The 18,315-nt window shown below is 31.8% G+C and carries 19 protein-coding genes; 18 read left to right on the forward strand and 1 reads right to left on the reverse strand.

Annotated elements, in window-relative coordinates; genetic code table 11:
- Positions 1-20: 20 nt before the first annotated feature.
- Complete coding sequence (locus Ctaglu_RS05715) at positions 21-206, reverse strand: hypothetical protein (RefSeq protein WP_124998952.1); 186 nt, start codon at positions 204-206, stop codon at positions 21-23.
- 449 nt (positions 207-655) lie between these two features.
- On the opposite strand from Ctaglu_RS05715, the gene Ctaglu_RS25025 reads away from it, so the two are divergent.
- The 18 genes from Ctaglu_RS25025 to pknB all read left to right on the forward strand — a co-directional run bounded on the left by Ctaglu_RS25025 (position 656) and on the right by pknB (position 18,295).
- Positions 656-799, forward strand: coding sequence for a hypothetical protein (locus Ctaglu_RS25025; protein ID WP_164944240.1), 144 nt, complete (start codon positions 656-658; stop codon positions 797-799).
- Positions 800-1,053: 254 nt separating this feature from the next.
- Positions 1,054-1,254 carry a hypothetical protein gene (locus Ctaglu_RS05720; protein WP_124998954.1) on the forward strand — a complete coding sequence of 67 codons (201 nt, stop codon included), beginning with the start codon at positions 1,054-1,056 and terminating at the stop codon, positions 1,252-1,254.
- A 280-nt stretch (positions 1,255-1,534) separates the two neighbouring features.
- Positions 1,535-2,530, forward strand: coding sequence for an asparaginase (locus Ctaglu_RS05725; RefSeq protein ID WP_124998956.1), 996 nt, complete (start codon positions 1,535-1,537; stop codon positions 2,528-2,530).
- A 264-nt stretch (positions 2,531-2,794) separates the two neighbouring features.
- On the forward strand, positions 2,795-4,216 hold the full coding sequence (locus Ctaglu_RS05730; protein WP_124998958.1) for an NCS2 family permease: 1,422 nt from the start codon (positions 2,795-2,797) through the stop codon (positions 4,214-4,216).
- 149 nt (positions 4,217-4,365) lie between these two features.
- Positions 4,366-5,520 (forward strand): aminotransferase class I/II-fold pyridoxal phosphate-dependent enzyme, encoded by a 1,155-nt coding sequence (locus Ctaglu_RS05735; protein WP_124998960.1) that lies wholly within the window; start codon positions 4,366-4,368, stop codon positions 5,518-5,520.
- A 208-nt stretch (positions 5,521-5,728) separates the two neighbouring features.
- On the forward strand, positions 5,729-6,607 hold the full coding sequence (locus tag Ctaglu_RS05740; RefSeq protein WP_124998962.1) for a YicC/YloC family endoribonuclease: 879 nt from the start codon (positions 5,729-5,731) through the stop codon (positions 6,605-6,607).
- 14 nt (positions 6,608-6,621) lie between these two features.
- Positions 6,622-6,894 (forward strand): extracellular matrix/biofilm regulator RemA, encoded by a 273-nt coding sequence (gene remA, locus Ctaglu_RS05745; RefSeq protein ID WP_124998964.1) that lies wholly within the window; start codon positions 6,622-6,624, stop codon positions 6,892-6,894.
- Positions 6,894-7,505 (forward strand): guanylate kinase, encoded by a 612-nt coding sequence (gmk, locus tag Ctaglu_RS05750; protein ID WP_124998966.1) that lies wholly within the window; start codon positions 6,894-6,896, stop codon positions 7,503-7,505. Before remA ends, gmk begins: the two co-directional genes overlap by 1 nt.
- On the forward strand, positions 7,498-7,716 hold the full coding sequence (rpoZ, locus tag Ctaglu_RS05755; RefSeq protein WP_124998968.1) for a DNA-directed RNA polymerase subunit omega: 219 nt from the start codon (positions 7,498-7,500) through the stop codon (positions 7,714-7,716). The genes gmk and rpoZ overlap by 8 nt, the downstream gene beginning before the upstream one ends.
- 1 nt (position 7,717) lies before the next feature.
- Positions 7,718-8,908, forward strand: a complete 1,191-nt coding sequence (gene coaBC / locus Ctaglu_RS05760; protein WP_124998970.1) for a bifunctional phosphopantothenoylcysteine decarboxylase/phosphopantothenate--cysteine ligase CoaBC — start codon at positions 7,718-7,720, stop codon at positions 8,906-8,908.
- A gap of 47 nt (positions 8,909-8,955) precedes the next feature.
- Positions 8,956-11,157, forward strand: a complete 2,202-nt coding sequence (gene priA, locus Ctaglu_RS05765) for a primosomal protein N' (protein WP_124998972.1) — start codon at positions 8,956-8,958, stop codon at positions 11,155-11,157.
- Between the two features lie 19 nt (positions 11,158-11,176).
- Positions 11,177-11,629, forward strand: coding sequence for a peptide deformylase (def, locus tag Ctaglu_RS05770; protein WP_124998974.1), 453 nt, complete (start codon positions 11,177-11,179; stop codon positions 11,627-11,629).
- Between the two features lies 1 nt (position 11,630).
- Positions 11,631-12,560 (forward strand): methionyl-tRNA formyltransferase, encoded by a 930-nt coding sequence (gene fmt / locus Ctaglu_RS05775; RefSeq protein ID WP_124998976.1) that lies wholly within the window; start codon positions 11,631-11,633, stop codon positions 12,558-12,560.
- 16 nt (positions 12,561-12,576) lie between these two features.
- The gene (locus Ctaglu_RS05780; protein WP_124998978.1) at positions 12,577-13,254 is read left to right on the forward strand and encodes a zinc metallopeptidase; all 678 of its coding nucleotides are present in this window, start codon (positions 12,577-12,579) and stop codon (positions 13,252-13,254) included.
- 29 nt (positions 13,255-13,283) lie between these two features.
- Positions 13,284-14,612 carry a 16S rRNA (cytosine(967)-C(5))-methyltransferase RsmB gene (rsmB, locus tag Ctaglu_RS05785; RefSeq protein WP_124998981.1) on the forward strand — a complete coding sequence of 443 codons (1,329 nt, stop codon included), beginning with the start codon at positions 13,284-13,286 and terminating at the stop codon, positions 14,610-14,612.
- 20 nt (positions 14,613-14,632) lie between these two features.
- On the forward strand, positions 14,633-15,679 hold the full coding sequence (rlmN, locus tag Ctaglu_RS05790; RefSeq protein ID WP_124998983.1) for a dual-specificity RNA methyltransferase RlmN: 1,047 nt from the start codon (positions 14,633-14,635) through the stop codon (positions 15,677-15,679).
- A 2-nt stretch (positions 15,680-15,681) separates the two neighbouring features.
- Positions 15,682-16,428: a Stp1/IreP family PP2C-type Ser/Thr phosphatase gene (locus Ctaglu_RS05795; RefSeq protein WP_124998985.1), complete on the forward strand. Its 747-nt coding sequence runs from the start codon at positions 15,682-15,684 to the stop codon at positions 16,426-16,428.
- Entirely contained in the window at positions 16,403-18,295 is a 1,893-nt protein-coding gene (pknB, locus tag Ctaglu_RS05800; protein WP_124998987.1) for a Stk1 family PASTA domain-containing Ser/Thr kinase, read from the forward strand. The genes Ctaglu_RS05795 and pknB overlap by 26 nt, the downstream gene beginning before the upstream one ends.
- Positions 18,296-18,315: the final 20 nt, after the last annotated feature.

The raw sequence follows: 18,315 nt of genomic DNA on the forward strand, positions 1-18,315 counted from the left end.
TATTATAGAGTGAAAATACACTAAAAATAAATGAAAATCATTTCATAACCATAGTAAAGTAATAATATAGCTAAAAAGCCAACTAGAAACCAAAGGACCATTAGTTTGTAATCTGCTTTTTTAGGCTTTGGAGTGAAAACATCAACAATATTATTAAGCGGTTCATTAATTTCGTCATGGATTATTTTTTTTAAGTCATCATCCATTTAATACACCTCATCAATTACTTGCTTATACATATATATTATCTACAGTCAAATATATATTCCATATATAAATAAATATTTCAATAATAATGATAAAACCACCAATCTATTTAATAGAGCGGTGGTTTTTTTATGGGGGGGATAGAAACAAACAAATAAGTGGTAATAATATTAAAATCCTATAATTAAAGTTACTTTAATATATACTATGGAGATTCAAAGAAATTGTTACTAAGTTTTACATTGTTTATAAAATAAATAGATAAAGATTTTTATAAGTCTATGCTAAAATGAATTTTAAATCTGCTTTCTAGGTATAATTATTCTTGCAATGAGAGAAAATAATAAAGTACATGTAACGTAGTTAGTAGCAAATGAGATTATTAAGGTAAAAATATTAGATGTGGTTTGAAAATAGAACCTAAATTAATTTGAAAGGAGTGTTAAAGATGCCTGATCATCAACATGTTGGAGGTAGTAAAAATAGCAATATTAACGTTAAACGTGACAATATTAGTAAACCTAAAAAAAGTAAAGGAGATAAAAAATCACCACCTTTGTATGAAAATTTCAATGGAGAAACTCTTGAGTAAATACTCAAATGAATTTAAAAAAACTATGCTGCGAAAAAAATCATTTAGAGGAGAGTGAGTAATATGCAAAAGGGTAAAAAAAGTGAAGCTAATAGGCAAGAAGTTAATATTGGGACTAAAAGAACAGATGCTAGCGATAAACAAAAGGACCAGAAGAAGGAAAGAAGAAATTGAAATAAATTTTTAGGATTAGAGGTATATTTAATTTTAAACTTTAAAGTACACATCTGCAATTAGAAAGGGAGCGAGAACCCATGGAAAATAAAACAGAGTATTTTATAAATCAAGGTTATAAGATAATGAAGTTTGAACGTGATATTGATAAAGTTAATGGCCAAGAAATAGGGAGGGTTGAAGTTAAAGCATTAGATGGACGTAGGGAGTATATAACCTTAGATGATAATGCTGCAGATGAAATAGAAAGGAATTTATTTGAATATTTAAAAAGTAAATAGTTTGTATATTTATACTGTCATATTCGTGAATGACTATTTTATATTAAATGGAACATATTAGCAATAATTAATCATTGTAATGGAAATAAGATATGCTTGTAACAAATAGCATATCTTATTTTCTTTTATTATAAGACACAAAATTTTAATATAAGAGATGTAATTATTATTAATATATTGTAAAATAGAGTTTGTTTGTCTTAGAAAAATTATTTCTATTATTGACAAACAATAAAATACATTATTTAATTTTAAGACTAAATTTTAGGAGGAGTTTCAAATGAAAAAAGTTGCGGTTATATTTAATGGCGGGACAATAGCTATGACGGTTGATCCAAGAATGAAGGCTGCAATTCCAACTCTAAGTGGAGAAGAAATAATGTCTATGGTTACGGGAATTGAAAATTATGCACAAATAGAATCATATACGTTTTCAAGCTTACCGGGGCCTCATATGACACCAGAGCTTATGATGGAATTGTCTAAATATATACAAACTTTCCTGCTTAGAGACGATATATGTGGGGTTGTAGTGACACATGGTACGGATTCACTTGAGGAAACAGCCTATCTATTGCACTTAACTATAGATAATCCAAAGCCGGTAATTGTTACAGGTTCAATGAGGAATAGTTCGGAACTTGGGTATGATGGGCCAGCAAATTTATCAGCTTCTATTTGTACTGCAATTTCAGAAGAGGCACGAAATAGGGGAGTACTAGTGTGTTTAAATGATGAACTTAATTGTGCAGGGGAAGTCACTAAATCACATTCAATGCATCTAAATACTTTTCAGAGCCCTGAATTTGGGCCTATAGGAATTATCGACAATAATGAGGTAATATTCTACAGAGATAGTTTAAAAAAAGAACATATACTAACAGAAAAAATAGAAACTAGAGTAGATTTAATAAAAGCTTGTGCTGGGATGGATTCGAAATTAATTGACTTTTGTGTGGCGCAGGGTGCAAGAGGACTTGTTATTGAAGCCATGGGAAGAGGAAACATTCCACCTCAAATGGCAGAAGGAGTAAAAGTAGCTATAGAAAAGGGTGTGGCAGTAGTTATGGTATCTAGATGCTTCAAAGGAAGAGTATTAGATTCTTATGGGTATCCCGGTGGTGGCAAAGAGCTTAGAAATGCTGGTGTGATTTTTGGAGATAGCCTTCCGGGGCAAAAGGCTAGAATTAAACTTATGCTTGCACTTGCTAGCACCACAAATTTAGAAGAAATTGAAGCTATGTTTGAAAGAGGAAGATATAAAAGCCGAATATAAAATGAATTTTAAAATTAAATATTCGTGATGGCATTGACGTAGAACTCTGTTTTTGGTATTATGTTTGTATAAAAGTAAATATACACTAAGGTTTCACGAACCTTAGTGGTTTTATTTTGTAATGTAAATATATTAGCTTCGTTGTTTTAACGATATTTTTTAACTTATGTAGCTAATTTAAAACGGAAGGAGTTCGTTTATAAACGAAAGATAAAATTGTAATCATTACCCAAGATATAATAAAATACAGAATAGGGGATAAATATGAAATCAATAAAAAACAAGGCCAAAGATTCTATATTTGAAAAACTTTTCAAACTAAGAGAAAATAATACATCAGTTAAAACAGAAATACTCGCTGGTATAACTACATTCATTACCATGGCGTATATTATATTTGTAAACCCTAACATTCTCAAATTTGCTGGAATGAATCTACCAGGGATAAAGGGAGATGGGGCAGCAGGATTTAATGCTCTAAATGATCCAATTGTAGCATCAGTTTTTGCAGCTACATGTCTTGCAGCAGCAGTAGGTACTTTTGTAATGGCATTCTATGCTAATTTGCCCTTTGCACAGGCACCAGGCATGGGACTCAATGCATTCTTTACATATAGTGTATGTTTAACACTGGGATATACATGGCAACAAGCCTTATCGGCGGTTCTTATATCTGGAATTTTATTTATAATAATAACGCTTACTTCAATAAGAGAAAAGATAGTGGATGCGTTGCCACAAAATTTAAAACTCGCTATTTCAGGTGGTATTGGTCTGTTTATAGCACTTATAGGTTTTAAAAGTGGTGGGATTATCGTAGGAAGTAAAGAAACTCTAGTAACATTTGGTAACTTTACAAATCCAAGTGCAATAGTAACATTAATAGGTATAACTGTTACGGCAATACTTATGGCTAGAAAAGTAAAGGGATCTATCTTATTTGGAATCGTCATAAGTGCAATAGTAGGAATTCCTTTTGGAATTACTAAACTCTCAGGAATTCAAGTATTTAGTGCACCACCATCTCTTGCACCTACATTTATGCAATTTGATTTTGCAGGTCTTTTAGGAGCAGGTTCTGGTAAAGGATTGTTTGCAGCAATAATGAGTGTAATAATGGTTGTAATAACCTTTAGTTTAGTAGATTTGTTTGATACCATAGGAACCCTTGTAGGAACAGCAACAAAAGCTAACATGCTTGACGAAACAGGTAGAGTGAAAAATATGAAAAAAGCATTGATGTCAGATGCAGTAGCTACTACGGCAGGAGCATTCATGGGAACAAGTACTGTAGTAACCTATGTTGAATCCACAGCAGGAGTTGCCGAAGGTGGAAGAACAGGCCTTACATCAGCCACAGTTGGAGTGTTGTTTTTATGTTCATTATTCTTTAGTGGACTTGTAGGAATAGTACCAGCTGAAGCTACTGCTCCAGCACTTGTAATAGTTGGAGTGCTTATGATGAGTTCGGTGACTAAAATAGATTTTGACGATTTTACAGAAGCACTTCCAGCATTCTTTACTATAGCAATAATGCCTTTTAGCTATAGTATAGCAAATGGTATAGCAGCAGGAATTATTTTCTATCCAATAGTAAAAATAGCAACAGGAAAGAGCAAGGAAGTAAGCCCTATAGTTTATGTTTTAGCACTATTATTTATAGTTAGATTTATTATATTACCTTAAGGGAGAATATATTTATACACCAATTATTAATAGATAAAACAGTTAAGAAGAGTTTTAAACATACTCTTCTTTTTTTTATAAATAAAGTACTGTAACAAAGTTAGTATCACTTGAATAACATAATAAAAAATTGTGTAAAGGGTGATATTATGAAAATAAATAATAGACTGTCAAATGTTAATGAATATCATTTTAAAAAAATTGAGGACATGAAAAATGCAGCGATTCTAACAGGTAAAAAAATTATTGACTTGAGTATTGGAGATCCAGATTTAGAAGTTAATTTGAAAATCACAAGTGCCCTAATAGATGGATTAAAAGATTATAGGTATAATAATTACCCACCCTATGATGGCGTAATGGAACTTAAAAAAGCCGTTATTAAATACTATAAACAGGTTTATTCTGTAAGTCTAAACTCCGATGAAGTAATAATTCTTATAGGCTCAAAAGAAGGAATAAGCAATATTATTCCAGCAGTATGTGACATAGGAGATATTGTAATAGTGCCAGAACCTGCATACCCTGTTTACAGCATTTGTTCCAAACTATGGGGCTCTATACCTTATACTGTACCTTTAACGCCAAAAAACGGATATATGCTAGATTTTAATGCTATACCTGAAGAGATAATTGCTAATTGTAAACTTATGTTTATAAATTATCCCAATAATCCAACTGGTGCTGTAGCAAGTTGTGAGTTTTATAAGAGTATTATAAAGTTTTCTTATGATAATAATATTGTTTTATGCAATGATTCGGCATATAATGAGATAATTAAGGCAGATAAGAAAGCCATTAGTCTTATGCAGTATGATATAAAAAGGCAATGTGTTGAGTTTGGAACATTATCTAAAACATACAATATGACAGGGTATCGAATAGGATATGCTGTTGGTAATGCTAGAGTAATAAATGCTCTTTTAAAGGTGAAAAGTAATTGCGATTCTGGGCAATTTATTCCGGTGCAAAAGGCTGCAATTGCTGCTCTTAACTTAGAAAGAGATTATGTTTACAATATGAGAAAAATATATGATGAAAGGCGAGAAGCTGCTAAAAGTGTTTTACTACAAAAAAACATTAATTTTTTTGATGCAGAGGGGACTTTTTATTTGTGGTGCAAAACACCTGACAATTATACAACTAATAAGTTTTGTGAAGAGCTATTGATTAATAATGGAATTGTGGTTACGCCTGGTAATGCTTTTGGAAAACTTGGATATGATTATTTCCGTATAGCATTGACTAAAGATAAGGTTATTATCGAAGAAGCTTTAAAATCTCTAAATAAATGTGGTGATTAATAATATTATTGGTATAATATAAATTATATAGGAAATATTTTATTATAAGTGTGAACTATTTTTAAAATACATTAAATTACAATATCACAGTATTTTTTTAATAAAAATCCTGATAAAAGTGACAACTTATAATTTTAACTTGAAATTGTAGTGATAGTTTATGTATAATTGTAAGGGTTCACAATGAACATTGGAAGGATGCGTTGTTATGATTAGGAGTATGACTGGGTTTGGGAGAGGAAACTGCGAAAAAGATGGTAAAAACTTTACCATTGAGATTAAAAGTGTTAATCATAGATATTTTGAAACTAATATAAGAATGCCTAGAGCATTAATATCTTTTGAGGATAAAATCCGAAAAATAATTGGTGAAAAAGTAAAAAGAGGAAAACTTGATGTATTTGTAACTCAAGGCAATTATGATAAGGACGACGCTTTTGCTAATTTGAATGAAAAATTAGCTGAAAGTTATATGGAATGCTTTCGAGTTTTAAAGGAAAAATATAGTCTAGAAGGCGATATATCAGTCTCTCAAATAGCTAGATTACCTGAGGTAATAACTCTTAAACAAAAGCAGGAAGATATCTCAGAAACCTTTGATGCCATTGAGCAATCATTAAATGAAGCCATTGAAGCTCTTCTTTTTATGAGAGAAAGGGAAGGCGAAAAATTACTAGAGGATGTTATAACTAAATGTGATTTTATAAGTGGGCTTGTTCAAAAGGTTAAGGAAAGATCACCCTTTGTTTTTAATGAGTATAAAGTCAAACTGACTCAAAGACTAAATGCTCTGAGTAAGGAAGTTGAATTTGATGAAAATAGAGTTGCTATGGAAGTCGCAATTTTTGCGGACAAAGCTGGAATTGATGAAGAAATTGTAAGATTAAATAGTCATATACAGCAAATGAGGGAAACGCTAATTTTAGACGAACCAATTGGAAGAAAGCTTGACTTTATTATTCAAGAAATGAACAGAGAAACTAATACAATAGCATCAAAAGCAAATGATTTAGAAATTTTAAATACAGTAATTAATATGAAAAGCGAAATAGAAAAAATCAGAGAACAAATACAAAACATAGAATAAACAGGAGGCGCGCAATGAGTATAAAATTGATAAACATAGGTTTTGGGAACATTGTTTCAGCAAATAGATTGGTAGCCATAGTTAGCCCTGAATCAGCACCAATTAAAAGAATAATTCAAGAAGCAAGAGATAGAGGCATGCTAATAGATGCTACTTATGGAAGAAGAACCAGAGCAGTTATTATCACTGATAGTGATCATGTTATTTTATCAGCTGTTCAACCTGAAACTGTTGCACACCGATTATCTGTTAAAGATGAGGAACATATAGATGAGGTCGAGGAATAATGATGAGTAAAGGGCAGCTCATTGTTATTTCAGGACCTTCTGGTGCTGGTAAAGGAACTGTATGTAAGGCAATTCTTGAAAAAAACAATTTTTGGGTTTCGGTGTCCGCCACCACAAGAAGTCCAAGAAAGGATGAAATAGATGGCATAAACTACTATTTCATAACCAAAGAAGAATTTCTGCAAAAAATTGAGAAAGATGATTTTCTTGAATATGCAGAAGTTTATGGAAATTTTTATGGAACACCTAAATCAGAAGTTTTAAAAGTATTAGATAGCGGCAGGGATGTAATACTCGAAATAGATATTCAAGGTGCTCTTAAGGTAAAAACAGCTTATCCAAATGGTTTATTTATTTTTATTCTTCCTCCATCTATGGAGGAATTAAAAAATAGAATTACAAATAGGGGTAGTGAAACCCCAGAATCTTTAATTACTAGATTTACATCAGCTCATAAAGAAATTAGTTTTGTATCAAAATATGATTATGCAGTTGTAAATGATACTGTAAGTATTGCTTGCTTAAAAATTAAAAGCATTATAATTGCAGAAAGATGTAGAGTAGATAGAATGAATGGAGATTTTCTAAAGGAGGAAATTATTAATGAATAATTCAATGATTAACCCATCAATAGTAAATTTATTAGAAAGAGTTGACAACAGATATTCTTTAGTTGTAGCAACATCAAAAAGGGCAAGACAAATAATAGAGGGTCAAAGTCCACTTGTACATGTGGATTCAACTAAACCTGTTACTATAGCTATACATGAGATTTATGAAGGAGCTATTGTGGCTATTACAACAACAGAAGGAATAAAATAGTATGGAAAATACAAAAACAGTAGTTATTGGTGTAACAGGAGGCATAGCAGCATATAAGGCTCTAGATGTTATTAGTAGATTAAGAAAAGAAAATGTTTGCGTACATGTTATCATGACTAAATCCGCCTTAGAATTTGTAAACCCAATAAGTTTTCAAACACTAAGTCAAAACATGGTGATTCATGATATGTTTGAAGAGCCTAGAGCTTGGGAGATACAACATATAGCTCTTGCTAAAAAAGCTGATTTGCTCCTTGTAGTTCCAACAACTGCTAATATAATTGGTAAAGTTGCAAATGGGATTGCAGATGATATGCTTACTACTACTATTATGGCAACAGTGGCACCAGTGATTTTTGCACCAGCAATGAATGTAAATATGTATAATAATAAAATAGTACAGGATAATATTAAAAAGCTTGAGGACTATGGGTACGATTTTATATACCCAACCTCAGGAAGATTGGCCTGTGGTGACATAGGACAAGGGAAATTAGCAGGGGCCGAAGAAATTGTTGAAATAATAATGAGTAAGTTGTATCCAATAAAAGATATGCTGGGAACTAGAGTTTTAGTAACAGCAGGGCCAACAATTGCACCTATTGATCCTGTAAGATTTATAACAAATAGGTCAACAGGTAAAATGGGATATGCAATTGCAAGGGAAGCTATAGATAGAGGAGCGATTGTAACTTTAATATCTGGTCCATGTCATGAAAAAGTACCTTTTGGCGCAAAGGTCATAAGGATAAATACTAATGAGGAGATGAGGGCAGCTGTAATAAATAATTATGAAGATACGGATATAGTTATAAGTGCAGCCGCTGTAGCTGACTACAAACCTAAATGTTATAGTAGTAGTAAAATAAAGAAAAGCGAAAATGAATTAAATATAGAATTTGTACGTGACAATGATATTTTGAAAGAGTTAGGATTGAGCAAGAAAAAGCAAATATTGGTAGGCTTTGCAGCTGAAAGCAATGACCTACTCCAAAATGCAAAAGCAAAGCTTTTGAAGAAAAATTTGGATTATATAGTTGCCAATGATATATCAAAAGCAGATGTTGGTTTTGGAGCTGATGATAATAAAGTAATTATACTAAGTAAAGATAACAGTCCAATAGCATTAGATAAAATGGGAAAAAAACAAGTCGCTAGGGAATTGTTTAGTTTAATAAATAAAAAGCGCTAATGCGCTTTTTTATATTATAGAAAATTATAAATTAAAAGGGTGATTGTGTGTATCAGTATGCTGGAGTTGTGGTGAATAACGATTCTGTTCAAGTAGATAAGATTTTCACATATAAGATACCTATTAGTTTGATAGGAAAGGTCCTTTTGGGATTTAGAATAAAAGTACCATTTGGCAGGGGAAATAAGACATTAGATGCTTTTGTATTAGAATTATATGAACAATGTGATAATGTGAATAAAATTAAGGATATAGCCAGCATTTGCGATGAAATGCCACTGCTTAGATTAACTGATATTGAACTTGTAAAAATTATGAAAAAAAAGTACCTTTGTACATATTTAGAGTGTATAAAAGTTATTATTCCAAGAGGCATAACAAAAGGTATAAAGAAAAAGACCATGCAAGTATTAATTGTAAGTAGAGAGTTAGAAGGAAAATTTTTAAATGAGCCTTATAAAAACATCTATGGGTTAATACAATTGAATAATATGAAATATAACAAAAGTGAATTCAGTAAAAATTTCAATCAGTCACTATCCTCAATTAATACCATGATTAAATATGGATTCTTAGCCACTCAGGAGATTATAATTAATAGGTATAATGAAAAAAACTATTCTAGGTACGAAGAAAAAATATTAAATGAGAAACAGCAACAATCTGTAGATTTTATAATAAATTCTAACAAGAAAAAATTTTTAATGCATGGAGTTACAGGTAGTGGAAAGACTGAAATATATATGAATTTGGTTAGTTATATGTTAAAAGAGAGCAAACAATCTATAATTTTGATACCAGAAATATCTTTAACACCTCAAATGGTAGAGCGCTTTAAAGGCCGATTTGGACGCGATATAGCAGTTTTTCATAGTAGGTTATCAGATGGTGAACGATTTGATGAATGGATGAGAGTTAAGTTTGGCAATGTTAAAATAGCCATTGGTGCAAGATCTGCTATATTTCTGCCCTTTGAAAACTTAGGATTAATTGTTATAGATGAGGAACATGAACTCAGTTATAAATCAGACAGTGACCCCAAATTTGATGCTCGTGAAATAGCTTACATGAAATGCGAACTAGAAAACTGCAAATTATTACTCGGTTCAGCTACCCCCTCTATAGAAAGCTATTATAGGGCTTCCATAAAGGAATTAGAATTGATTACTATTAATGATAGGGCGGATGGTGCGGCCATGCCCAGCGTAGAAATTGTTGACATGCGGGAAGAACTCATGGAAGGCAATCGTTCAATATTTAGTAGGCTACTACATGAAGGTATTATCGAGGCTCTAAGTAAAAAAGAGCAGGTGATATTATTTTTAAATAGAAGAGGTTTTTCAACCTTTGTATCTTGTAGAAAATGTGGATATGTTTTTAAATGTAAAAAATGCGATATCTCATTAACTTATCATAATGCAGGGGAGTTTTTAACTTGCCATTACTGCGGTGAGAAAGAGAGAATTAGTAAAAATTGTCCTAGTTGTGGAAGTAGTTATGTGAAATATTTTGGAGTAGGAACAGAAAAAATTGAACAAGAAATTAATAGAATTTTTCCAAGTGCAAAAACTCTAAGAATGGATTTTGATACAACACGGAAAAAAAATTCTTATGAATATATATATAATACCTTTAAAAACAGAGAGGCAGATATTTTAATTGGAACTCAAATGGTGGCTAAAGGGTTAGATTTTGAAAATGTTACTTTGGTAGGAGTAATAGCTGCAGACTTATCCTTAAATTTACCAGACTTTAGGGCTTTTGAGCGAACATTTCAACTTTTAACTCAAGTATCAGGAAGATCTGGTAGAGGTAAAAAAGAAGGTAGCGTGGTTATTCAGACATACAGTGCAGATAATCCTACTATACAATATGCAGCAGCTAATGATTATGATAGTTTCTATAAAAACGAAATTATGATGAGAAGAGCTATGGATTATCCGCCTTTTACAAAAATACTAGTCATAACTATGAGCTCTGAAGATGAAAATTTGTTAATAAAAAGTATACAGAATGTTGGCATAAATTTAAAATATAAGCTTGAAAATAATGATAAAATTACATTACTTGGACCTTGTCCTTGTGGAATTTCTAAAATTAAAAATTTCTACAGGTGGCAAATTATCATTAAAGGAAATATTGAAGAAACTACAGCGCAAAATATAAAAAATTTAGTTTATGAATTAGTTAAAAATATTTATAATAATATAAGGGTTAGTATAGATATTAATCCTAGCAGCATGTTTTAAGAAGCGAGGAGGTTTTTGTATGGCTATAAGAACAATTAGAAACTATGGCGATGAATTATTAAGAAAAAAAAGCAGAGTGGTAGATGAAATTAACCCAAGGATATTATTATTAATTAAAGATATGGAAGAAACTATGTACAATTCTAAGGGCATAGGTCTTGCAGCACCACAGGTTGGAACTTTAAAAAGAATAATAGTTATTGATGTTGGAGATGGACCTATGGCACTTATTAATCCGGAAATATTGGAAATGCAAGGTTCAAATATATCTAATGAAGGTTGCCTAAGTATACCAGGGGTACAAAAAAATGTAGAGAGGCCTGAAAAAGTAACAGTGAAGGCAATAAACGAAAAGGCTGAAGAAATAATAATAAACGGAGAAGGTCTTCTTGCAAGAGCCCTCTGCCATGAAATTGATCATTTAGATGGTATTTTATTTGTAGATAAAGCAATAGACGACGAGGAGAAATAATATGAAGATAATTTTTATGGGTACACCAGAATTTTCAGCAACTGCCCTTCAAGAACTTATAAATGAATTTGAGGTTTCAGCAGTTTTTACTCAGCCAGATAGACCTAAGGGTAGAGGCAAAAATCTAGCAATGTCCGCAGTTAAAATTTTAGCGAGCTCCTATAATATACCAGTATATCAGCCTTTAAAACTTAAAAAAAATGAGGAAATGATAGAGGTAATAAAAAATTTAAAACCAGATTTTATTGTAGTAGTAGCTTTTGGCCAAATCCTTCCAAAAGAAGTATTGGATATCCCTAAATATGGATGCATAAACTTACATGCATCACTATTACCAAAGTATAGAGGTGCCGCTCCTATAAACTGGTGTATAATTGATGGTGAGTCTAAAAGTGGAAATACAACTATGCTTATGGACGTTGGCCTTGACACCGGGGATATACTTTTAACAGAGGAAATAGAACTAACAAATACTATTACGGCCGGTGAATTGCATGATATTCTTAGCAGTAGTGGTGGGCAGCTTTTAATCAAAACCATAAATGGTATAGTAAATAATGAGGTGCAGCCAGTTAAACAAGAAAATGAGCTTAGCTCCTATGCAACCATGCTAGGCAAGGAAATGGCTGTGATAAATTGGGAGCATAGTAGCGAGAACATTCACAATTTCATAAGAGGGTTAAATTCATGGCCTATTGCCTATACTCATTATGAGAATAAGGTAATGAAAATATATAAATCAAGAGTAATAAACGAGCAGTCAAATAAAAGTAGTGGAAGTATTATAGAGGTTTCAAAAGAGGGATTAAAGGTATCAACGGGTAGTGGTGTTCTACTTATTGAAGAGATACAATTTCCTGGCAAAAAACCACTAAAAGTTAAAGATTATATAATAGGAAACAAGATAGATGAAGGTGTGGTTTTAAAATAAAGAGAGGTGCAGTAATATGTTTTTTTATGATAGTACTATGATCATATTATTACCAGCTATAATTATATCAGCCTTAGCACAGTTTAAAATTAAGGCATCCTTTAGTAAATATTCAAAGGTAAATAGTGCAAATGGTTATACAGGAGCACAGGTAGCTAGAATGCTATTGGATGATGGTGGTCTTTTTGATATACCAGTGGAAATAGTAGGCGGAAAACTTACTGATCATTATGACCCTTCTAAACGAGTTATGAGACTCTCTCAGGAGGTCTATAATGGTACAACAGTAGCGGCTATAGGAGTTGCAGCGCATGAAACTGGGCATGCGATTCAAGATAAAGAAAATTATGCACCTTTAAAAATAAGGAACGCTATAGTGCCGGTAGTTAATTTTAGTTCTAATGCATCCTGGTTACTATTTTTACTGGGAATAATTTTAAGTGTTCCTTCTTTAGTAAATATTGGAATTATATTATTTTCAGGGGTAGTAGTATTTCAGTTAATTACCTTGCCCGTTGAATTTAATGCATCTAGTAGAGCACTCGCAATTTTAGAATCCAGAAGTATACTTTATGGAGATGAAATAAAAGGAGCTAAATCAGTATTAAGCGCAGCAGCTATGACATACGTATCTGCAGCACTTATGGCAATTTCTCAGCTTATACGTCTTGTTCTTATAAGTCGGGATAGATAAATAATTTAATGGAAAATAGAGGTAAAAATATGAATAATAGTAGGTTAGTAGCAATTGTAGTTATAGAAAAAGTAATAAATGAAAATGCATATTCTAATATAGTTTTAGGCCTGGAACTTAATAAATCAGATTTAAATGATAAAGATAAAGCACTAGTTACAGAAATAGTTTATGGTACTTTAAAATATAAATATACTATAGATAAAATACTGAGTAGCTTTATAAAAAAAGGTTTCGAATCCTTAGATAGTTTTGTTTTAAACATACTCCGAATATCAATTTATCAAATTAGGTTTTTAGATAAAGTTCCAAGCTTTGCTGTGGTTAATGAGGCTGTAAACTTAACAAAAAAAATGAGTAATGTGGGAGCTGCACAATTTGTTAATGGAGTACTTAGGAACTACTTAAGAGATGATGCAGCAGTGTACTATAATGAAAAAAATGATATTGAAAGATTATGTTTTGAGTATTCCTTCACTAAGGCTTTAGTTAAACTTTTTATAAAACAATATGGTATTATAACCGCTGAGAAAATTCTAAGTGGCTTAAATCAAAAACCTGATGTTACAGTTAGAGTTAATACTCTGAAATTAACTTATGAAGAAATATGGGAAAAACTTATAGAAAATGGGTATAATATAGAAAAGGGTTACGCGTGCCTTGATGCAATACGAATTATAAAAGGGAAAAATATAGAGAATAACCTTTTATTTAATGAAGGCAGCATTACAGTTCAGGATGAAAGTGCAATGCTTACAGCTCATTCTATGGACCTTGCACCAAATCTAGAAGTATTAGATCTTTGTAGTGCGCCAGGTGGAAAGACGACACACATTGCAGAAATCATGAGAAACACAGGACATATTTCTGCATTTGATATCCATAAAAACAAGTTGTCCTTAATAAAAGAAAATTTAGATAGAATAGGAATTATAAATACAAGTTGTGATGTTATGGACGCTACGATTTATGATTCAAATCTTTTGGAATCTGCAGATAGGGTACTTATTGATGTACCTTGTTCTGGTCTTGGAATTATTAGGAAAAAACCTGAGATAAAGTGGAGTAAGCATATAAAAAATATAGAGAATATAGTCCATACACAAAGAAAAATAATGGAGAATGCATCTAAATACCTGAAAAAAGGTGGAGTGCTTGTATATTCAACATGCACCCTTAACAAGGAAGAAAATGAAGGCAATATTGATTGGTTTATAGAAAACCATCCAGAGTTTAAAATTCAGCCAGTATTTTATGGTGATCTGAAGAATATAAACTATAGTGATAGTGGTTATGTAACTATATTGCCAAATGAGTACATGGATGGATTTTTTATAGCCAAAATCGTAAAATTATAAAATGGTGGTAGGTGTATAAAATGACAAATATTTTAGACTTAAATTTAGCAGAGCTAAAACAATGGATGAAAAGTAATTCCGAGAGTGAATTTAGAGCTAAACAAGTTTCAGACTGGATTTATAAGGGCATTTGGAAATTTGAAAATATGAATAATATTCCACAAGCTACAAGAGAAAAACTTCAAAGTAATTTTTATATAGGAATACCGGAGCTTGTAGAAGAATATACTTCAAAAATAAACGATACAAGAAAATACCTTTTTGCACTAAATGATGGCAATTTAATTGAGTGCGTTGTTATGAAATATAAACATGGAAATTCTATATGCATATCCACTCAAGTTGGATGTAGGATGGGATGTAAATTTTGTGCTTCTACCATTGGAGGACTTATTAGAAATCTAACAACTGGAGAAATGTTGTCTCAAATAATGAAAGCACAGCATCTAATTGGCGAGAGAATTTCTAATGTTGTACTAATGGGAAGTGGTGAACCCTTTGATAACTTTGAAAATGTTATAAAATTTCTGGATATTGTGAATTCAGAAAACGGACTTAATATTGGTCAAAGACATATAACTATTTCTACTTGTGGTATTGTAGAAAAAATAAAAGAGTTTGCAGATATGGATATGCAAACAACACTAGCTATTTCACTTCATGCAGCTACAGATGAAATTAGAATGAGGAGCATGCCAATTGCAAATAAGTATTCTATTGCAGAAATTATTGATGCATGTAAATACTATATAAATAAAACCAATAGAAGAATAACTTTTGAATATGCTCTTGTAGCGGATCTTAATGATACCACGAGAGATGCGGAAAAATTAAGTGTTTTACTAGAGGGTATGTTATGCCATGTTAATTTGATCCCAGTTAATGAGATAAAAGAGAACGAGTTAAAAAGAGCTTCAAATGATGCTATTTCTAGATTTAAGGATGTACTTGAAGCTAATAATATTCAGACAACAATAAGACGCGAAATGGGCCTAGATATTAATGCGGCATGTGGACAGCTTAGAAGAAGCTACATTAAGGGGAATAAGGTTAATGAGGGGGTGTAGAAATGCTGGGGGTTTTATCTGATGTTGGAAATGTTAGAAAAACAAATGAAGACTCTGTAGGTTATTTTGAATGTAGTGATTTTGGCATTTATGCTGTAGCTGATGGTATGGGAGGACACAACGCAGGAGAGGTTGCAAGTGAACTGGCTATTAAGGTTATAATAGAATATGTAAAGGCGAATCAATATGGCTCCGATCTAAAAGAAGTGCTTTCTGAAGGAATAAAACATGCAAATAAGGAAATTTATGATATGGCAAGTGAGGATGATTCACTTAAAGGTATGGGCACAACTATAACAATTTGTTTTAAAAAGCAAGATAAGATGGTTGTTGCAAATGTTGGTGATAGTAGTTGTTATGTTATCGATAATAAAAGAAAATTATCAAAAATTACAAGAGATCATTCACTTGTACAACAACTTTTAGATAATGGTACTATTACTGAAGAAAAGGCTAGAAATCATCCAAATAAAAATATTATTACAAGGGCACTTGGAACAAATGTAGAAGTAGAAGTTGATTTATTTGATGTGGATTTGACTAGCGTAATTAAATGTATTTTATGTACAGATGGTCTTACCAATGATGTGACTTATGATGAAATGTATGATATTATTATCAAAAATGACAATGACTCTAGCTGCAAAATGTTAGTGGATTTAAGCAAATCTAAGGGTGGACGCGATAACATATCAGTTATCGTATTTGAAGGAGAGTGCAGAGATGATAGGAACCATGTTAGGGAGTAGATATGAACTCCTTGAAAAAATTGGAGAAGGTGGAATGGCAATAGTTTATAAAGCTAAGTGTCATCTTCTTAATCGTAATGTTGCTGTAAAAATATTAAAAGAAGAATTTTCAAATAATATAGATTTCATGGAAAAATTTAAAAAAGAGGCCGCTTCTGCAGCTAGTCTTTCATCAAATTATATAGTTAACATTTATGATGTTGGTCAAGAGAATGACATTAACTATATTGTAATGGAATATATAAAAGGTAAAACACTAAAGCAAGTTATACTTCAAAATGGTAGTATGAATAATAGTCAGGTAATAGATTATGGTATTCAAATTGCAAAAGCACTCCAGTGTGCTCATAAGAATAACATTATACATAGGGACATAAAACCGCATAATATATTAGTGACTGAAGATGGGACAGTGAAAGTTACAGATTTTGGTATAGCAAAGGCTTCTAGTTCTGTAACTATAACTAATACTAGTACAGTAATGGGGTCAGCTCATTATTTTTCACCAGAACAAGCTAAGGCCAGCTTTGTAGACTTTCGAACGGATATTTATTCTTTTGGAATAGTTCTCTATGAGATGGTTACAGGGAGAGTGCCTTATGATGCTGAAAGTCCTGTATCCGTAGCCTTGAAACATATACAGGAACCAGTTGTGCCACCTAAGGACATAAATGACAATGTTCCTGAAAATTTAAATAAATTAATATTAAAAGCAATAGAGAAGGAACCTATAAAGAGATATCAAACTGCCAATGAAATGCTTTTGGATTTACAAAGGATACAAAAAAATAGTGAGTATACTGTCACAACAAATACCATGGAAAATGAATATACTAGAGTTATGGCACCTGTAAATGTAGAGGATTACGAAAAACCAGAGGTTCCCAAAAATGAAAAACCAAAAATTAATAAAAAAAATAAAACAAAAATAATAGTATCTGTTGCAGTAATTTTATTAATTGTGCTACTGGGTGCAGCAGGCGTAATATATAAAGGTTTTTCTAAGAATAATGTTAAAGTTACAGCTCAATTACTAGTGCCTAAAATTGTCGGGTTAGATAAAGTGGAAGCAAAAAAAACAGTTGAAGAAAAAGGTTTGATTTATACAGAAATTGGAGAAGAAAATAGTGAAAAACCCAAAGGTGCGGTGGTAGAGTGCTGGCCAAAGGAAGGAACAGAAATAGAAGCTAATAAAGAAGTAAGAGTTAGGGTGAGTAAAGGGCCAGAGGGTTTGCCAGTTCCTTATGTTAAAGAACTTGACGAAGCTTCCGCTAAATCTGCTATTGAACAAAAGGGTTTTGTATTAGGTAATGTTGTAAGGGAATCCAGTGAATCTGTTGCTAGTGGTATAGTAATAAATCAAGATCCAAGTGCAGAAAGTTTAGCCAAAAAAGGTGATAAAGTAAATTTAGTAATAAGTAAGGGAGCAGATGTTAAGTGGTCAAAAGTTCCAGAACTAATCGGATTATCTCAAAATGAAGCACAAGAAAAATTGCAAAATTCAAATTTAAAATTAGGTAATACAAGCGAAGTGGAAACTAAGGATAAGTCACAGGATGGTAAAATTTTCAATCAAACAATTCCTGCAAATACAAAAGTTGAGCAAGGTAATTCTGTAGGTTTTAGTTATTATAGATATAAAGAACCCCCAAAAGAGCAATTTACTGTTCCAGATTTTATAGGAAAAACAGTTAAGGATGCAAGAGATTTAGCTGCTAAAAATGACATAACTATAGTTCTTAGTGGTAATGATGCAGATATCATTGATAAACAAGATAAGGAGCCAGGGGCTAAGGTAAATGTTGGAGATACTATAACATTAACTTCAAAGGCCCAGGCTCCAGTAACACCGCCAACCGGTCAATAAAAAAATATAAAGTAGGATAT

This window comes from Clostridium tagluense (assembly GCF_003865095.1).
GTDB lineage: Bacteria > Bacillota > Clostridia > Clostridiales > Clostridiaceae > Clostridium_AD > Clostridium_AD tagluense.

Excerpts from the sequence above, each read along its gene's own strand:
- Ctaglu_RS05715 (WP_124998952.1), bottom strand. The coding sequence starts at position 206 with ATGGATGATGACTTAAAAAAAATAATCCATGACGAAATTAATGAACCG.
- Ctaglu_RS25025 (WP_164944240.1), top strand. The coding sequence starts at position 656 with ATGCCTGATCATCAACATGTTGGAGGTAGTAAAAATAGCAATATTAAC.
- Ctaglu_RS05720 (WP_124998954.1), top strand. The coding sequence starts at position 1,054 with ATGGAAAATAAAACAGAGTATTTTATAAATCAAGGTTATAAGATAATG.
- Ctaglu_RS05725 (WP_124998956.1), top strand. The coding sequence starts at position 1,535 with ATGAAAAAAGTTGCGGTTATATTTAATGGCGGGACAATAGCTATGACG.
- Ctaglu_RS05730 (WP_124998958.1), top strand. The coding sequence starts at position 2,795 with ATGAAATCAATAAAAAACAAGGCCAAAGATTCTATATTTGAAAAACTT.
- Ctaglu_RS05735 (WP_124998960.1), top strand. The coding sequence starts at position 4,366 with ATGAAAATAAATAATAGACTGTCAAATGTTAATGAATATCATTTTAAA.
- Ctaglu_RS05740 (WP_124998962.1), top strand. The coding sequence starts at position 5,729 with ATGATTAGGAGTATGACTGGGTTTGGGAGAGGAAACTGCGAAAAAGAT.
- remA (WP_124998964.1), top strand. The coding sequence starts at position 6,622 with ATGAGTATAAAATTGATAAACATAGGTTTTGGGAACATTGTTTCAGCA.
- gmk (WP_124998966.1), top strand. The coding sequence starts at position 6,894 with ATGATGAGTAAAGGGCAGCTCATTGTTATTTCAGGACCTTCTGGTGCT.
- rpoZ (WP_124998968.1), top strand. The coding sequence starts at position 7,498 with ATGAATAATTCAATGATTAACCCATCAATAGTAAATTTATTAGAAAGA.
- coaBC (WP_124998970.1), top strand. The coding sequence starts at position 7,718 with ATGGAAAATACAAAAACAGTAGTTATTGGTGTAACAGGAGGCATAGCA.
- def (WP_124998974.1), top strand. The coding sequence starts at position 11,177 with ATGGCTATAAGAACAATTAGAAACTATGGCGATGAATTATTAAGAAAA.
- fmt (WP_124998976.1), top strand. The coding sequence starts at position 11,631 with ATGAAGATAATTTTTATGGGTACACCAGAATTTTCAGCAACTGCCCTT.
- Ctaglu_RS05780 (WP_124998978.1), top strand. The coding sequence starts at position 12,577 with ATGTTTTTTTATGATAGTACTATGATCATATTATTACCAGCTATAATT.
- rsmB (WP_124998981.1), top strand. The coding sequence starts at position 13,284 with ATGAATAATAGTAGGTTAGTAGCAATTGTAGTTATAGAAAAAGTAATA.
- rlmN (WP_124998983.1), top strand. The coding sequence starts at position 14,633 with ATGACAAATATTTTAGACTTAAATTTAGCAGAGCTAAAACAATGGATG.
- Ctaglu_RS05795 (WP_124998985.1), top strand. The coding sequence starts at position 15,682 with ATGCTGGGGGTTTTATCTGATGTTGGAAATGTTAGAAAAACAAATGAA.
- pknB (WP_124998987.1), top strand. The coding sequence starts at position 16,403 with ATGATAGGAACCATGTTAGGGAGTAGATATGAACTCCTTGAAAAAATT.